At 64.6% G+C, this 14,125-nt stretch carries 15 protein-coding genes and 1 pseudogene; 9 read left to right on the top strand and 7 right to left on the bottom strand.

Annotated elements, in window-relative coordinates; all coding sequences use genetic code 11:
• Positions 1-37: 37 nt before the first annotated feature.
• Positions 38-478, top strand: coding sequence for a CBS domain-containing protein (locus IVA78_RS23875; RefSeq protein ID WP_247468254.1), 441 nt, complete (start codon positions 38-40; stop codon positions 476-478).
• Positions 479-503: 25 nt separating this feature from the next.
• Positions 504-989 carry an avidin/streptavidin family protein gene (locus IVA78_RS23870; protein WP_247279224.1) on the top strand — a complete coding sequence of 162 codons (486 nt, stop codon included), beginning with the start codon at positions 504-506 and terminating at the stop codon, positions 987-989.
• A gap of 166 nt (positions 990-1,155) precedes the next feature.
• Here IVA78_RS23870 and IVA78_RS23865 read toward each other — a convergent pair whose 3' ends face one another.
• From IVA78_RS23865 to IVA78_RS23855, 3 genes are all read right to left on the bottom strand, one after another.
• Positions 1,156-1,335, bottom strand: a complete 180-nt coding sequence (locus IVA78_RS23865; RefSeq protein ID WP_247279223.1) for a hypothetical protein — start codon at positions 1,333-1,335, stop codon at positions 1,156-1,158.
• Between the two features lie 176 nt (positions 1,336-1,511).
• Positions 1,512-1,736, bottom strand: coding sequence for a hypothetical protein (locus tag IVA78_RS23860; RefSeq protein ID WP_247279222.1), 225 nt, complete (start codon positions 1,734-1,736; stop codon positions 1,512-1,514).
• 157 nt (positions 1,737-1,893) lie between these two features.
• A complete protein-coding gene (locus IVA78_RS23855; protein ID WP_247279221.1) occupies positions 1,894-3,324 on the bottom strand; it encodes a TAXI family TRAP transporter solute-binding subunit in 1,431 nt (476 codons plus the stop codon).
• Positions 3,325-3,625: 301 nt separating this feature from the next.
• On the opposite strand from IVA78_RS23855, the gene IVA78_RS23850 reads away from it, so the two are divergent.
• From IVA78_RS23850 to IVA78_RS23835, 4 genes are all read left to right on the top strand, one after another.
• Complete coding sequence (locus IVA78_RS23850; RefSeq protein WP_247279220.1) at positions 3,626-4,864, top strand: MFS transporter; 1,239 nt, start codon at positions 3,626-3,628, stop codon at positions 4,862-4,864.
• 32 nt (positions 4,865-4,896) lie between these two features.
• The gene (locus IVA78_RS23845) at positions 4,897-6,090 is read left to right on the top strand and encodes a M20/M25/M40 family metallo-hydrolase (protein ID WP_247279219.1); all 1,194 of its coding nucleotides are present in this window, start codon (positions 4,897-4,899) and stop codon (positions 6,088-6,090) included.
• Positions 6,091-6,164: 74 nt separating this feature from the next.
• On the top strand, positions 6,165-7,253 hold the full coding sequence (locus IVA78_RS23840; RefSeq protein WP_247279218.1) for a mandelate racemase/muconate lactonizing enzyme family protein: 1,089 nt from the start codon (positions 6,165-6,167) through the stop codon (positions 7,251-7,253).
• A gap of 122 nt (positions 7,254-7,375) precedes the next feature.
• On the top strand, positions 7,376-8,524 hold the full coding sequence (locus IVA78_RS23835; protein WP_247279217.1) for an amidohydrolase: 1,149 nt from the start codon (positions 7,376-7,378) through the stop codon (positions 8,522-8,524).
• Positions 8,525-8,536: 12 nt separating this feature from the next.
• On the opposite strand, the gene IVA78_RS23830 is transcribed toward IVA78_RS23835, so the two are convergent.
• Positions 8,537-8,755 (bottom strand): hypothetical protein, encoded by a 219-nt coding sequence (locus tag IVA78_RS23830; RefSeq protein ID WP_247279216.1) that lies wholly within the window; start codon positions 8,753-8,755, stop codon positions 8,537-8,539.
• 91 nt (positions 8,756-8,846) lie between these two features.
• Between IVA78_RS23830 and IVA78_RS23825 the strand changes: the two genes are divergently transcribed.
• Positions 8,847-9,569, top strand: coding sequence for a DUF72 domain-containing protein (locus IVA78_RS23825; protein ID WP_247279215.1), 723 nt, complete (start codon positions 8,847-8,849; stop codon positions 9,567-9,569).
• Between the two features lie 51 nt (positions 9,570-9,620).
• Here the strand turns inward: IVA78_RS23825 and IVA78_RS23820 are convergent, their stop codons facing one another.
• From IVA78_RS23820 to IVA78_RS23810, 3 genes are all read right to left on the bottom strand, one after another.
• On the bottom strand, positions 9,621-9,800 hold the full coding sequence (locus tag IVA78_RS23820) for a hypothetical protein (RefSeq protein WP_247279214.1): 180 nt from the start codon (positions 9,798-9,800) through the stop codon (positions 9,621-9,623).
• The gene (locus IVA78_RS23815) at positions 9,797-10,021 is read right to left on the bottom strand and encodes a hypothetical protein (RefSeq protein WP_247279331.1); all 225 of its coding nucleotides are present in this window, start codon (positions 10,019-10,021) and stop codon (positions 9,797-9,799) included. Before IVA78_RS23815 ends, IVA78_RS23820 begins: the two co-directional genes overlap by 4 nt.
• A 283-nt stretch (positions 10,022-10,304) precedes the next feature.
• Positions 10,305-11,492, bottom strand: coding sequence for a CoA transferase (locus IVA78_RS23810; protein ID WP_247279213.1), 1,188 nt, complete (start codon positions 11,490-11,492; stop codon positions 10,305-10,307).
• 245 nt (positions 11,493-11,737) lie between these two features.
• Here IVA78_RS23810 and IVA78_RS23805 point away from each other — a divergent pair, with 245 nt between their 5' ends.
• Positions 11,738-12,013, top strand: a complete 276-nt coding sequence (locus IVA78_RS23805; protein ID WP_247279212.1) for a hypothetical protein — start codon at positions 11,738-11,740, stop codon at positions 12,011-12,013.
• A 246-nt stretch (positions 12,014-12,259) separates the two neighbouring features.
• Positions 12,260-14,100: pseudogene (gene ftsH / locus IVA78_RS23800) on the top strand (ATP-dependent zinc metalloprotease FtsH).
• The last annotated feature ends 25 nt before the right edge of the window (positions 14,101-14,125 follow it).

The raw sequence follows: 14,125 nt of genomic DNA, 5'->3' as shown, positions 1-14,125 counted from the left end.
GATTTTTGTGGCGGCCTATCAGGGATGGAGGTTTCCAATGAGAGTTAGCGACGCAATGACCCACGACGTGCAGCTTTGCACACCCCAAGACACCATCAGGGAGGCCGCCGAGGCGATGGCGGCGCTCAATGTCGGGCTGTTGCCCGTCACCGACGATGACCGCCTGGTCGGAATGATCTCGGATCGCGATATCGCCACGCGAGGTGTCGCGATGGGCTTGGGACCGGATGCGCCGGTCCGTGACGTCATGACGGCAGATGTCAAATATTGCTTCGAGGACCAGGACATCGACGAGGTCACCCGCAACATGGCCGACATCCAGGTGCGGCGGCTGCCCGTGCTCAATCGAGACAAGCGGCTGGTCGGCATCATCTCGCTCGGCGACATCGCCGTGTGCAAGCCGGGCGACGGTGCCGCGAAGGCGCTGCACGGGATTTCACAGGCAGGCGGACCGCACGCGGGCGCGATCTCCGGCTGAAGCACCGTCGCGCCTCCCGAGGCGTTTGAAGGGGCAGCAAGATCAGCCACAGTCAGGCGGCGTCGCGAAGGAACTGGACAGGCTGCCCGGCTGCGCGCCGAACCAAATCGACGAGCGTAGGAGAACCGGCATGGGAACCGAGATCGCCTGGGTCGGCAATTGGCGAAATCAATTCGGCTCCATCTTGCGCATCACTAATGATGCGAACGGCCGCATCGAGGGGAATTTCGAGACCGCGCTCGAAGACAGCGGCTTTTACGGGCAAGCGGTGCCGATCACCGGGTTTCACAAGGGCAATTGCATCGCCTTTGTCGCGGTGGGCTCGTCTGCGACGGGCGATCGGGCCGTCTCCTATACCGGACTGTTGCGTCACGGAAAGATGGAGACCGCCTGGTTCGTGATTACAGACCAAGCGCTGAGCGCCTCCAGCGAGGGCGAGCCGGCGAAGCTGAAACCGGTGAATTGGTGGCGCGCCGTTACAACGAACGTCGATACGTTCGAACGGAGCTAGCGCTCAGCCCCGGATCCGACGATCCTGGTCGACAAACGACCCGAGGGTGCCCCAAACGGTGCGGCCACATGTCCGATCTCGTGCTGAACGATGCACGGCTGCCCCTCGCCGCCTCAAGCCCGATCTCCATACATCGAGCTAAGTCATGCGCTCGCCAGCGGCAGGGCTAGCGCGGCGTGATCTCATTGACGGCAGCAATCTGCAGCCCAGCCCCGTTCAGCGCTTCAGTGATCTGCTTGGCCAGCAGCTTGGCTTCTTCGGCTCCGATTTGGGCGTCAGGATGTCCCTTGAAGAACGCACAAATCGTCGTGGCTATGATGGTATTCACCTGGTGCGGATCAACCATTTGCTGCACGCGAAATTGCGAACGACTTCACCGGATCGGCGGTGCGTCAGCCTGCAGGACCGAGACGGTCATCGCAAGCCAAAGAACGAAAGAATGGCCGCGATCACAACGACTAGCCCTATGAGGTAAATCAGGCCGTTCATCGCAATTCTCCTTTTCGACGGGATGACTCGAATTTATTCGAGAGTCGTGGGCGCGTTCTTGGCATTACACTGCTGAACGGCCAGCTTCTCGAGCTCCACTTCCTTCTCTATGGCCGTTAGAGAGTTGCCGATCTTGTCGACGATCCTGACCAAATCGGTAGCTGAGATGCGAAGCCGCCTGCGTACAGACTTGACCTGCTCTGCGTTCGCAAGATCGAGCGTTGTGCGAATGGGCCGTGGCGGTTTTGAGGACAGCATGAGTAGGTCTCCTGACCGAGGTAAGAGCGACGATGTCTTTTTGGTTCCTATCGTCCGCCGATCGGAAGGCCACTCAAGAGCTGAGTACGGCAAGGCGGCGAATGGCAGCCGTCGCGGGCGCCGCGGAGCCCGCTACGACAGGTTCAGATGGCTGCCGTTATCCGCGCGGCGTAACGCCATGGCCTGTTGCCGCGCCGCGAACGGTTTCGAAGGTAGCCCGTTGCAGCGCGGCTCGCCTCTCGGCAATGGCATTGCTCAAGAGGTCGAGCACCAGCCCGAATGCCGCGAGCTCCTCTTCCTCGATAGCACCGTCATCGTAGCACTCGAGCGTCTCGGCGATGATGGCATCGGCCTCACGCTGCAGGGCAAGTAGTTCCTGGTTGGATTCCGCGGTCCGCGCGCTGGAAACCATGGCCAGGATTCTCTTGCGATGGCTGGTGTTATCGTCCCTTTCGTCGCGGTTCAAATAGCGGCGCAACCAGGCGGCGGCCGAGCCGATTCCGGAGAGAAGCAGGAGCCCGAACCAGAAGTAATCGCCATAGCGGTCGAGGAAGGTGCGTTCGTTGCCATCAATGACGGCCGCCGCTCCCCGATGTACCTGCAGCTCGGGGTCCTTCTCGAGGTCCGGCTTGGTGATGTGTGCCGCACCGGGGACCTGCCTCGCAATCGCCTGACGAACGGCAAAGAGCTGCCGGAAAAACGCGGCGACCGTCGTTTCGGACAAGGTCTTTCTCGCCACGATGAGGTGGCTGACGCTGACCGTCTCAACTTTGTCATCCGGCCAAGCCGGATCCGCATTGAAGACGCTGGGCGGAATCTCCTCGGTTTCATAGCGGGGGTGCTTCAGGGCGATCGCTTCCGATGTCTCGATGGGGAGAAACTTCGGCTCGCCGCGCACCCGCGCCGTTGCGGCCACGGCATCGGATGTGATCTTGCTGTCGAGGGGCCCGACCGCCATGAATGCATCGAGGGTGAGATCGCGTGCTAGTTCCTCGATTTGGTCAGTGCCAAATTGCGCGACCGCGACCTTGTCCGCCTGTACTCCGGACGCGCTCAGGATGACCCGCAGCAACGCGGCGTTCACCGGGGTCCGCCCGATCACGCCGACACGGCGTCCGGCGAGATCGGCGACTTCCTTGATTTTCGGCGAGGGTTTTCTTTTGGAGCTCTTGCCGGCAAGTCCAGACGGCGCCCATAGCACGACGAAATTCTTACGCACGACTGCAACGGTCTGCGCCTCGGCGGGCATTTCCAGATCGCCGCGGCCGACGGCAAGATCTGCCTTGCCTGCCCCAAGCAGGGCGAGAGACTCCACCGCCCCTTCGGTCTTGATCAGAGCCAGCCTGGTCGTTCGGCTTTCGCTGCCGAAGGCATCGGCCATCGCCTGAATTGTTCTGTAGTCGTCGCTGCCGGGCGGTCCGACGGCGATCCGCAGAATGTCCGGCCGTAACGCGTAATAGAGTGCACCCGCCGCAACGCCAAAAACAAGAAATCCAACGGCGAGGACCAACAGTAAGGAATTGCTCCTTCTCCGCTCTCGGCGGGCCGCGTCGCTGGTCGTCTGACTTGGACTCTCGGATGAAGACATTGCCGCTGCCGCCGCAGATCATGGCGCACCTGCCTGGCAGGATACCACGTTTTTCCTGAGTATAACGTCCTGGCGGCCGTCCTGGTTCACAAACCGTCCGAGGCCTGAACGCCTGCCAAGCGCGTCGTCGTGACGGCCGGCGCTCGGCAAGCGCCATGCTGATTGCCGGCTGTCTGCACCTGGTCATTTCGCGCGGTGATCAAGAAGCCACATTCCGGAATGAGGGGGTCCCGCTGCCGCCATTGGCGTCCGCCCGACGATCATGTACGCCGATCCGAAACCTTCCAGGGACGGGACGCTCATGACGACCGCTGCCACGGGAGATGGCACCCGCGCGCTGATCTTCGCGCTGCTCGCGCTCGCCTGCGGGCACATGCTTTCCACGTTGCTGCGCACGATTCCTGCGGTCAGCCTCGACCTGATGGCGGCGGATTTCCATATCGAGCCGCAGGCGCTCGCCAGTCTCACCTCGGTCTATCCTTTCGCCTTTGCCGCGGCGCAGATCCCGGTCGGGGCGGCGATGGACCGCTTCGGTGTGCGCCCCGTTTCGCTCAGCCTGCTCGCGGGAACCGTCATCGGCGCCATCGCGTCGGGGTTTGCGGCCGGACCTGCGAGCTTTGCCGTCGGGCAGGTGCTGCTCGGCGTTGCCACCTCGGGCATGCTGATGTGCCCGATGACGCTGGCGGCCAAGCAATTGTCGGCAAGTCGCTTCGGCCTATGGTCTGGCGCGATCCTCTCGATCGGCAATATCGGCATGCTGCTGTCGTCGAGCCCGCTCGCCTTCGTGGTCGACACTTGGGGCTGGCGCGCAGGGTTCTGGATCTCCGCGGCTGGCGGCGTCGCGGTGGCGCTCGCCGTGTTCGCGCTGGTGCCGCACCAGGCGGCCGAGCACAAGGACGAGTCCTCGCCACTGTCGCAGATGATCGAGGTGCTCCGGCTCGGACTGTCGCGGCCCCTGCGCGGCCTGATCGCACTGGCGCTGGTGTCGCTGGCGACCTCGCTGGTGCTGCGCGGCCTGTGGGGCGGGCCGTGGCTGATGCAGGTCAAGGACCTGTCGCGGGTCGAAGCCGGCAATCAGCTCGGCGCGTTCACGCTGGCGATGATCGCCGGCCCCTTGTGCATCGGTATGATCGACCGCAGGCTGGGCCGCCGCCGCGCGCTTGTGGCAGGCACGCATATGGCCGGGGCGCTGTTATTGGCGCTGATGGCATTGGGGGCACCGCATCACGCGGTTTCCGTGCTGTTCGGCCTTCCGGTGATGCCGCCGCAATACGACTTCGTGCTGTTCGTGCTCATTGGCCTTGCGACCTCTGCGCAGCCGCTGCTGTTCGGCATGTCCCGGCAGCTGGTCGATGCGCAGACAGCGGGCAAGGCGCTCGCAGCCGTGAACCTCGCGTTCTTTCTCGGCGCGGCCTTGATGCAGTCGGTCACCGGTGCGGTGGCGGCGCTCGCCGGGCTGCCGGCGGTGCTGCTGTTCATGGCTGCCATGCTCGCATTCGGCGTGCTGATCTTCTTGGCTTACACCTCGCCAAGCCCATAGGATGACGCGCCCGCTCGCCAAAGGAATCATTCATGCCTGTCGATACCAAAGCCGCCACCGACCGCCTCATGCGCTTCCTCTCTGTCGAGGGCGTAACGGGACAGGAGGCGGCGATCGGGCGTGAGCTCGCGGCCGCGCTGAAGGAGAGCGGCGTGCCGGCGAAGGCGATCCGGCTCGACGATGCCAACACGCGCATTCCCGTGCCGACCGAGACCGGCAACCTCATCGTCGACCTGCCCGGCCGCGGCGCTCTGCACAACCAGCCGCGTATCATGTTCATGACCCACATGGACACCGTGCCGCTCTGCGCCGGCGCCAAGCCGAAGAAATCGGGGCGCAAGATCGTCAACGACGCCAGGACCGCGCTCGGCGGCGACAATCGCTGCGGCTGCGGCGTGCTGGTGACGCTGGCCGCGGAGCTTGCCAGGCAGAAGCCCGATCATCCGCCGATCACGCTGCTGTTCTGCGTGCGCGAGGAGAGCGGGCTCTACGGCGCGCGCCACGTCAAGCTCGACGAGCTCGGCGCGCCGGAGATGGCGTTCAACTATGACGGCGGCTCGGCCTCCAACGTCGTCATCGGCGCGGTCGGCGCCGACCGCTGGACCGTCGAGATCTTCGGCCGCGCCTCCCATGCTGGCGTCGCGCCGGAGCGCGGCATCTCCTCGACGATGATCATGGCGCTCGCGCTTGCCGAGGTGAAGGCCGGCGGCTGGTTCGGCAAGGTGGTGAAGGGCAAGCGGCAAGGCACCAGCAATGTCGGTCCCGTCACCGGCGGCGAGGGCCGCCCCGCCGGCGATGCCACCAATGTGGTCACCGACTACGTGCATGTGCGCGGCGAGAGCCGCAGCCACGACGGAAAATTCTTCAAAGAGATCACCAGGGCCTACAAGGCCGCGTTCGAGAAGGCCGCCAAGAAGGTCACCAACGCGCAAGGCAAGTCCGGTCGCGTCAAATTCAAGGCGGAGACCGACTATTATCCGTTCCGCATGAAGGAGAGCCTGCCCGTGGTCAAACGCGCGATCGCGGCGGTGTCCGCGGTCGGGGGAACCCCGAACGTCCGCGCCGCTAATGGCGGCCTGGATGCCAACTGGATGGTCCGCCACGGCATTCCGACGGTGACCTTCGGCGCCGGCCAGAACGAGGCGCACACCATCGACGAGTGGATCAATCTCGACGAATACGACCGCGCCTGTGCGCTGGCCCTGCAGCTCGCGACGATGCGGTGAGCTGCCTTGCACGGTGCGCGCTTGCGGGGGCCCGCACATCGCCCTAGCCTGCGGGAAAAGCGCAGGAAGGAAACATGGCGCGCATTGCAACGACCGAGACCGGACTCTACCGAATCCCGCTGCCCGTTACGCTCTCCGACTCCATGCATGGCGAGATGGCGGCGTTCGAGCTGATCACCTGCCGCATCCGCGATGCTGACGGTGCCGAAGGCGTGGGCTACACTTACACGGTCGGGCGCAATGGCGGGGCGACTGCGGACATCGTCAAGCGCGAAATTGCACCGCTCGTCGAGGGCCGCGAGGCGGAGGACACGGAGGCGATATGGCATCATGTCTGGTGGGCCCTGCATTATGGCGGCCGCGGCGGGCCGGTGGTGCTGGCGCTCTCCGCGCTCGACATCGCGCTGTGGGATCTGAAGGCGCGGCGCGCGAAGCTGCCGCTGTTCCGTCTGCTCGGCGGTTTTGACGCTGCCGTGCCGTGCTATGCCGGCGGCATCGATCTCGATCTTTCGGTCGAGGCGCTGCTCAAGCAGACCGACGGCAATCTCGCCAAGGGATTTCGCGCCATCAAGATGAAGGTCGGCCGGCCCGACCTGAAATCCGACATCGGGCGTGTCTCCGCGATGCGACAGCATCTCGGCGACGGTTTTCCGCTGATGGCGGACGCCAACATGAAATGGACCGTCGAGGAGGCCATCCGCGCCGCCCGCGCGCTTCAGCCCTTCGACCTCACCTGGCTCGAGGAGCCGATCATCCCCGATGACGTCGCAGGCCATGCGCGGATCATGCAGGAGGGCTGTGTGCCGATCGCAGCGGGCGAGAATCTGCGTTCGCTGTGGGAGTTCAAGAACTACATCGCCAATGCCGCGGTGTCCTATCCCGAGCCCGACGTCACCAATTGCGGCGGCGTGAGTGCGTTCATGAAGATCGCGCGGCTGGCGGAGGCCTTCAACCTGCCCGTCACCAGCCACGGCGCGCACGACATCACCGTGCATCTGCTCGCGGCGTGCCCGAACCGCTCCTATCTGGAAGCGCATGGCTTCGGGCTCGACACCTATATCGAGCATCCGCTGGTGCTGAAGGACGGCATGGCACTGGCGCCGGACCGTCCCGGCCACGGCGTCGGTTTTGACTGGAAGGGGCTGGCGAAGCTGGCGGCGTAGAGTGCTCCGTCAAGCCCGGCCATGACGATGCGGCTGCAAGTGAGGCATTCCATGGCGCTTGATGCAGGGCACGGATATTCCGCTATGGTGCCGCCGCCAATCCCCTGCGAAAGACCCCCATCTTGACACCCGAGCTGCACCAGAAATTGACCGCGTGGCGCCGCCATCTGCATGCGCATCCCGAATTGTCCCTGCAGGAGAAGGAGACCTCTGCCTTCGTGCAGGACAGGCTCACCGAGCTCGGCATCTCCTTCGTCTCAGGCTTTGGCGGCCACGGCATCGTCGCGACCTTGATGCGCGGGCATGCGCAGAGGCGCGTCGGCCTGCGCGCCGACATGGATGCGCTGCCGATCACCGAGGACAGCGGCCTGCCCTACGCCTCAAAAACTCCCGGCGTGATGCATGCCTGCGGCCATGACGGGCATACCGCCTCGCTGCTCGGCGCGGCAGCACTGCTCGCCGCCGACACCGATTGGAGCGGCACGGTGGACTTCATCTTCCAGCCGGCCGAAGAAGGCTTTGGCGGCTCGCGCGCGATGGTCGCGGCCGGGCTGTTCGACCGCTTTCCGATGGAGCGGGTGTTCGGCTTTCACAACTGGCCGGGCCTTGCGGCCGGCACCATCGCGGTGCATGACGGCGTCGTCATGGCCTCGGGCGGGCGCATCACCATCACCATCGAGGGCCATGCCGGACATGCCGGCATGCCACATCTGACGCGCGATCCGGTGGTGGCGGCCGGCCACCTGATCGTGGCGCTGCAATCGATCACCTCGCGCAGCGTCGATCCGCTCGACACCGCAGTGCTCTCGCTCTGCACCATCGAAGGCGGCACCGCGCCGAACCAGATCGCCGGACGCGTCGTGGTCCGCGGCACGCTGCGGTACCATCGCGACGCGGTCAAGGATACCATCCTCGACGGGATCGAGCGCACCTGCGCCGGGATTGCGACGAGCTTCGGCGTCACGGTCACGCCAGAGATCATCTGGGGTGTGGGTGTGGTGATCAACACGCCGGCCGAAGCGGAGCTTGCCCGCATCGCCGCGGAGAAGGTGCAGGCTCCCGTGCGGCGCGATCTCGCGCCCAGCATGGCCGGCGAGGACTTTGCATTCTATCTCCAGCAGCGGCCGGGCGCCTTCGTCTGGATCGGCAACGGGGACTTGCGCGATGGCGCGGAGCTGCACGGCCCGCGCTACGATTTCAACGACGCGATCCTCCCCGTCGCATCGGGCTGGATGGCCGAGGTCGCCAAGATGGCGCTGGCGTCGAATTAGGCGCAGGCCTATTCAGGAGATCTCGCGCGGCAGCTTCCAGTCCGGCCGCGGCTCGCAAACCTCTTCCACCCGCTCGACATGATAGCCGGCAGGCAGCAGCCGGCCGCCGCCCTCCTCGTCGGCGACCGGGACGTCGGTCACCAATCCCTCGATCAAGGCGGCCTCCCACACTTCTTTCTCGGTCGGAAAGGGGTCCCCGATCTGCTTGTTGCCTTCGAACAGCGCGTACATCGGTTCAGTCCTGCGTTGATCAAGCTCACGAGCAACGTATCGGCCGCGCGGACGTTCCCTCCGGCAAATGGCAACGGATGGCACGTGAAACATGGCGCGCATTCTGATCGGCACCTCCGGCTGGCACTACGATTCCTGGCGAGGACCGTTCTTTCCCGAAGGCCTGCCGCTGAAGCAGCAGCTTGGCTACTACGCCGGACAGTTCGATACCACCGAGCTGAACGGCGTGTTTTACCGCACGCCGACGCCGGAAGCGGTGAAAGGGTGGCGCGAGCAGACCGGCCGCGATTTCGTCTTCGCCTGGAAGGCGTCGAAATTCATCACGCATTGGAAGCGCCTGTCGGACCGCTCCGTCAACAGCCTCGAGCTGCTGGAGGATCGTATTTCAACGCTGGGCGGCAAGGCGGGGCCGATCCTGTTCCAGCTCCCGCCGCAATTCGAGGCCAACGCGGACCGCCTCGCCGCCTTCTTCAAGCTATTGTCGAGGAAACGGCGCTATAGCTTCGAATTCCGTCATCCGAGCTGGTACCAGCCGCGCATCCTGCGCATGCTGGCCGACGAGAACATCTCGCTGTGCCTGTCGGATCATCACGATGCGCCGGCGCCATGGAAGCGCACGGCGGATTTCGTCTATGTGCGCGGACACGGGCCGAGCGGGCGCTATCACGGGCACTATACCAAGACCATGCTGGCGCAATGGGCGCGGCGTATCAAGTCATGGAAGCGGCAGGGCTGCGACGTCTATGTTTATTTCGACAACGACCAGAAGAGCGCGGCGCCGGCCGATGCCCGGACGTTGAAGCAATTGCTGTAGCGCCCGGCCACACTGCGCTGCACCTGATTGTCGCTACACCAGGGTGGGACCTCATGCCGCCGATCGCTGCGGGACGCCGTCTTGCAGCGTCTCGAGCAGGCGCTGCTCTCGCTCGATCCGGCTCCGATAGAGCTGGCGCTCGCTTTCGGTCTTCGCGCTGGCCAGCAGCAGGCGATAGTGCTGGATCACCTTCTCGCTGCCGCGGATGAGGAGGTTGCGGACGTCGCTCATCGTTCCGCTCCCATCGCGGCGGAAGCCGATTGCATATTCGGGAGCGTGAACGTGGCGGGAAAGACATCGGCGGCGAGCGCCTCGAGCGCGGCCTGCTCTTCGGCGAGCCGTCGGTCGATGAACTGGCGTTCGATATCTGAGAGCTTCGTCTTCAGCAGGCGCCGATATCGCTGGAGGTTGCTTCGGTGCGCACGAATGCGGGCCAGATCCTGGTCAAGCATCATCGTCACTCCTGACGGTCTCTCCACGGTCCTCTTGATTTCGATATATCGAAAGATAGTTCTTCCGGCGTGAAAAATATTCCGGCTTGTTACGGTGTCAAGATGCTCCTTCGCCGCTCCCCGCCTCGTTCCGTTTGTCCGCCGGACGCGAGCGTCCGCGATCGATTATTTTCGCTTCCCCCTTGCAAGACCTTTGCGCCGCTCTAATTCGTTCTTCGCCGCGGGGTGTTCGGAGGGGGGCGTACTCGCAGCCGTTCGGATTGGCTGCGCCTCGTGTCATGGTCTAGATGACGCCATCTCGCCGAAGCGCCGCGATCGCGGCCTCGTCGTAGCCGAGCTCGGTGAGGACGAGATCGGTGTGCTCGCCCAGCGTCGGCGGGCGCGTTGCGATTTCGCCCGGCGTCTTCGACAGCCGCACGGCCGCGCGGGCGGTCGGTGCGGGCTTCGGCAGGCCCGGATAGTCGACGTCCTGCATGAAGCCGGCGGCGCGAATGTGCGGATGGTTCAGCGCCTGTTGCGGGCTGAGGACAGGTCCGGTCGGAATCATGGCCTTGCCCAGGGTGTCGACAGCCTCCTGCGTGGTGCGCTCGGCGCACCAGCGCGCCATCCGCTCGCTGATGACAGGGCCGTTGTTGCCGCGGCTGATGTCGTCGGCAAAGCGCGGGTCGTTCAGCCACAGCTCCTCCTCGCCCATCAGCCTCGCCCAGCGCTTGAACAGCGGCTGACCCGTGACCTGGCACAGCACCCAACCGTCCTTGGTGCGGTAGATGTCGGCCGGCGCCGCGGTCTGGCCGAGGTTGCCGGTCGGCACGCGATTGACGTTGATGACGGCCTGCTCGATCAAGGTGGCATTGGTGAAGGACAAAGCGGTTGCGAGCAGCGCGCCCTCGACGATCTGCCCGCGCCCGGATTTGCCGCGCTCGATCAGCGCGGCAAGCGTTCCGAACGCGCAGTGCAGCGCCGTGCCGAAATCGACCCAATTCACCGCGGCCCGATACGGCGGATCGCCTGCGCCGGTCATGTACACCGCCCCCGACATCACCTGCCCCACGCCATCGAAGCCGACCCGGTCGGACCAGGGCCCCGGCCCGCCGAACGCGGTCGCCGTGGTCAGAATGATGTCGGGCTTGATCGTCTGCAACGACGCGTAGTCGAGCTTCATCGCGCGCAGGGTCTGCGGCGGCAGATTGGCGACGACAACGTCCGCGGTGGCAATCAGGCGGCGCATCACCTCCTGCCCCTCCTCCTTCATCGGATCGAGCGTAATGCATTTCTTGTTGCGGTTGACCTGGAGAAACAGCGCGCCTTCGCCATCGTCGCCGACCGGTGCCACGAAGCGATCCTCGCTGCCGTCGCGCTTTTCCACCCGAATGACCTCGGCGCCGAATTCGGCCAGCAATGTCGCGCAATAGGGCCCCGCGATATAGCGCCCGAAATCGAGCACGCGGACGCCTTCCAGAACTCCTCCCATCGATCGCTTCCCCCCTGATGTTTGCGCTCCAAATTACAGGGGCTGGCGGCCACGGCAAGGGAGGCCGGGCACGTTCGCCAGTGCGACCAAACGTCGGATCCGCAAAGGAGCCGAAGCACGAGACTTGAACTCGCCGCGGCCATTCCTAAGTTTTGATGCTGCCGGGCCGCGTGTTCGGCAAAACGGAACTCATGCAGAGGATTGGGAAGCCCGCGCTTCGCGGGCGCGTATTCGAGGGAAGTCACATGAGAAAGCTTGCTCTTGCAATCGCCGCGGCAGCAACGCTCCTCATCGGAACGGTTGCGCCGGCTTCGGCCCACTGGCGAGGCCACCATCACTGGGGTGGTCCAGGCATCGGTCCCGCCGTCGCGCTCGGCCTGTTCACCGGAGCATTGGCCGCCGCGACTGCACCGCCGGTCTACTATGAGCCGGTCTATGGTCCGCCGGTCTATTATGGACCCCGATACTATCGGACCGTCCGCTATTATCCAGCGGCATATCCCTATTGGTATCCCTGGTGAGCTGAGATAAGGCCCGGCCTGCAACCGGGCCTTATCGCTATCTTGCGTCGCCATCGCCTGAACGCACCCCTGCGGATGCGAGTACCTCTCACTGAGGGCGCAGTTGGTCTGCCAGGAACAGATGGCGGCGGGAAAAGTTCTGTCGGTACGATGCAGGTCCGGATGCGTACCGGGCCCAAACGAGCGCGCTAAAAAACGCGCCTCGAGGCTACCCGGCTGCGCAACGATATCGGACCTGGCTTTCGCATGAACAAGAATGTCCGCTTCAATCTTGGGTATGCTGTCGCCGCAATCTTCGCGGTCTTCTTGATCCAGCACCTGATCTCCGCGGCCCACCAGATAGCCGTGATCCCCTTTAGCGAATACCAGCAGCTCTTGCGTCAGGGGAAAGTCGATAGCGTGGGCATCTCCGACCGCACCCTGCAGGGCACGCTGAAGGAGCCGCTGCCGGGCGGCCAGAAGCAATTCGTCACCACGCGTGTCGACCAGGACGTTGCGCAGGAGCTGGAGAAATACAACGTCCGTTTCACCGGGCAGATCGAGAGCACGTTCCTGCGCGACCTTTTGTCGTGGGTCATGCCCGTGCTCCTGTTCTTCGGCCTGTGGTGGTACATCGGCCGCCGCATGGCGGAAGGCGGCGGGATCGGCGGCGGATTGATGGCCATCGGCAAGAGCAAGGCCAAGGTCTATGTCGAGTCCAATACCGGCGTCACCTTTGCCGACGTCGCCGGGGTCGACGAAGCCAAGGACGAGCTTCGCGAGGTCGTCGATTTCCTGAAGAACCCGACCGATTATGGCCGCCTCGGCGGCCGCATGCCGAAAGGCGTGCTTCTGGTCGGCCCGCCGGGCACAGGCAAGACCCTGCTGGCCAAGGCCGTCGCCGGCGAGGCCAGAGTGCCGTTCTTCTCGATCTCGGGTTCGGAGTTCGTCGAGATGTTCGTCGGCGTCGGCGCCGCACGCGTGCGGGACCTGTTCCAGCAGGCGCATGAAAAGGCGCCGGCCATCATCTTCATCGACGAGCTCGATGCGCTTGGCCGGGCCCGTGGCATCGGCCCTTTCGCCGGCGGCCACGATGAGAAGGAGCAAACGCTCAACCAGCTGCTCGTCGAGCTCGACGGCTTCGATTCGCGCTCCGGGCTCGTCATCCTCGCCGCCACCAACCGGCCCGAAATCCTCGATCCCGCCTTGCTCCGCGCCGGACGCTTCGACCGGCAGGTGCTGGTCGACCGGCCCGACAAAAAGGGCCGCATAGAGATCCTCAAGGTGCACATGAAGAAAGTGCGCCTGGCGGCAGGCGTCGATGCGGACGCCGTTGCCGCGCTCACCCCGGGTTTCACGGGTGCGGACCTCGCCAATCTCGTCAATGAAGCCGCGCTGCTGGCGACGCGCCGCGCGGCTGACGCGGTGAGCATGAGCGACTTCAACAATGCGGTCGAGCGCATGGTCGCGGGCCTCGAAAAGCGCAATCGCCTGCTCAACGCCAAGGAGCGCGAGATCGTCGCCTACCACGAGATGGGGCACGCCCTCGTCGCGCTCTCCCTGCCGGGCACGGATCCCGTGCACAAGGTCTCGATCATCCCGCGCGGTGTGGGCGCGCTCGGCTACACCATTCAGCGACCGATCGAAGACCGCTTCCTGATGACCAAGGAGGAGCTGGAGAACAAGATGGCGGTGCTGCTCGGCGGCCGCGCCGCGGAGCTGATCGTGTTCGGACACCTGTCCACCGGTGCGGCCGACGATCTGCGGCGCGTAACCGACATCGCCCGCAGCATGGTGACGCGTTACGGCATGTCCGAGAGACTGGGCAGCGTCGCCTATGAACGCGATCCCGGCAACTTCCTTGCCGGCGCCGACCGTCCCTATCCGGTTCGCGAGCGCGACTATGCGGAAGAAACTGCGGCCGCAGTCGACCGCGAGGTGAAAGCCATTGTCGATCAGGTCTTCCAGCGCACCCAGGCATCCTGAACACGCGGCGGCCGATCCTGGACCGCGCCGCGAAGAAGCTTTTGGAACGGGAGACACTGGAGCAGAGCGATATCGATGCGCTGATCCACGAAATGCCCAAGGAGGGGCTGCGTGCGATTTGAGCTTCATGACGCAAGACAGCTTTAA

This window comes from Bradyrhizobium sp. 137 (genome assembly GCF_023074095.1).
In the GTDB taxonomy this organism is placed as follows: Bacteria; Pseudomonadota; Alphaproteobacteria; order Rhizobiales; family Xanthobacteraceae; genus Bradyrhizobium.
The sequence above is the reverse complement of the archived record's forward strand: the minus strand, read 5'-3'. Positions and strand labels throughout refer to the sequence as shown.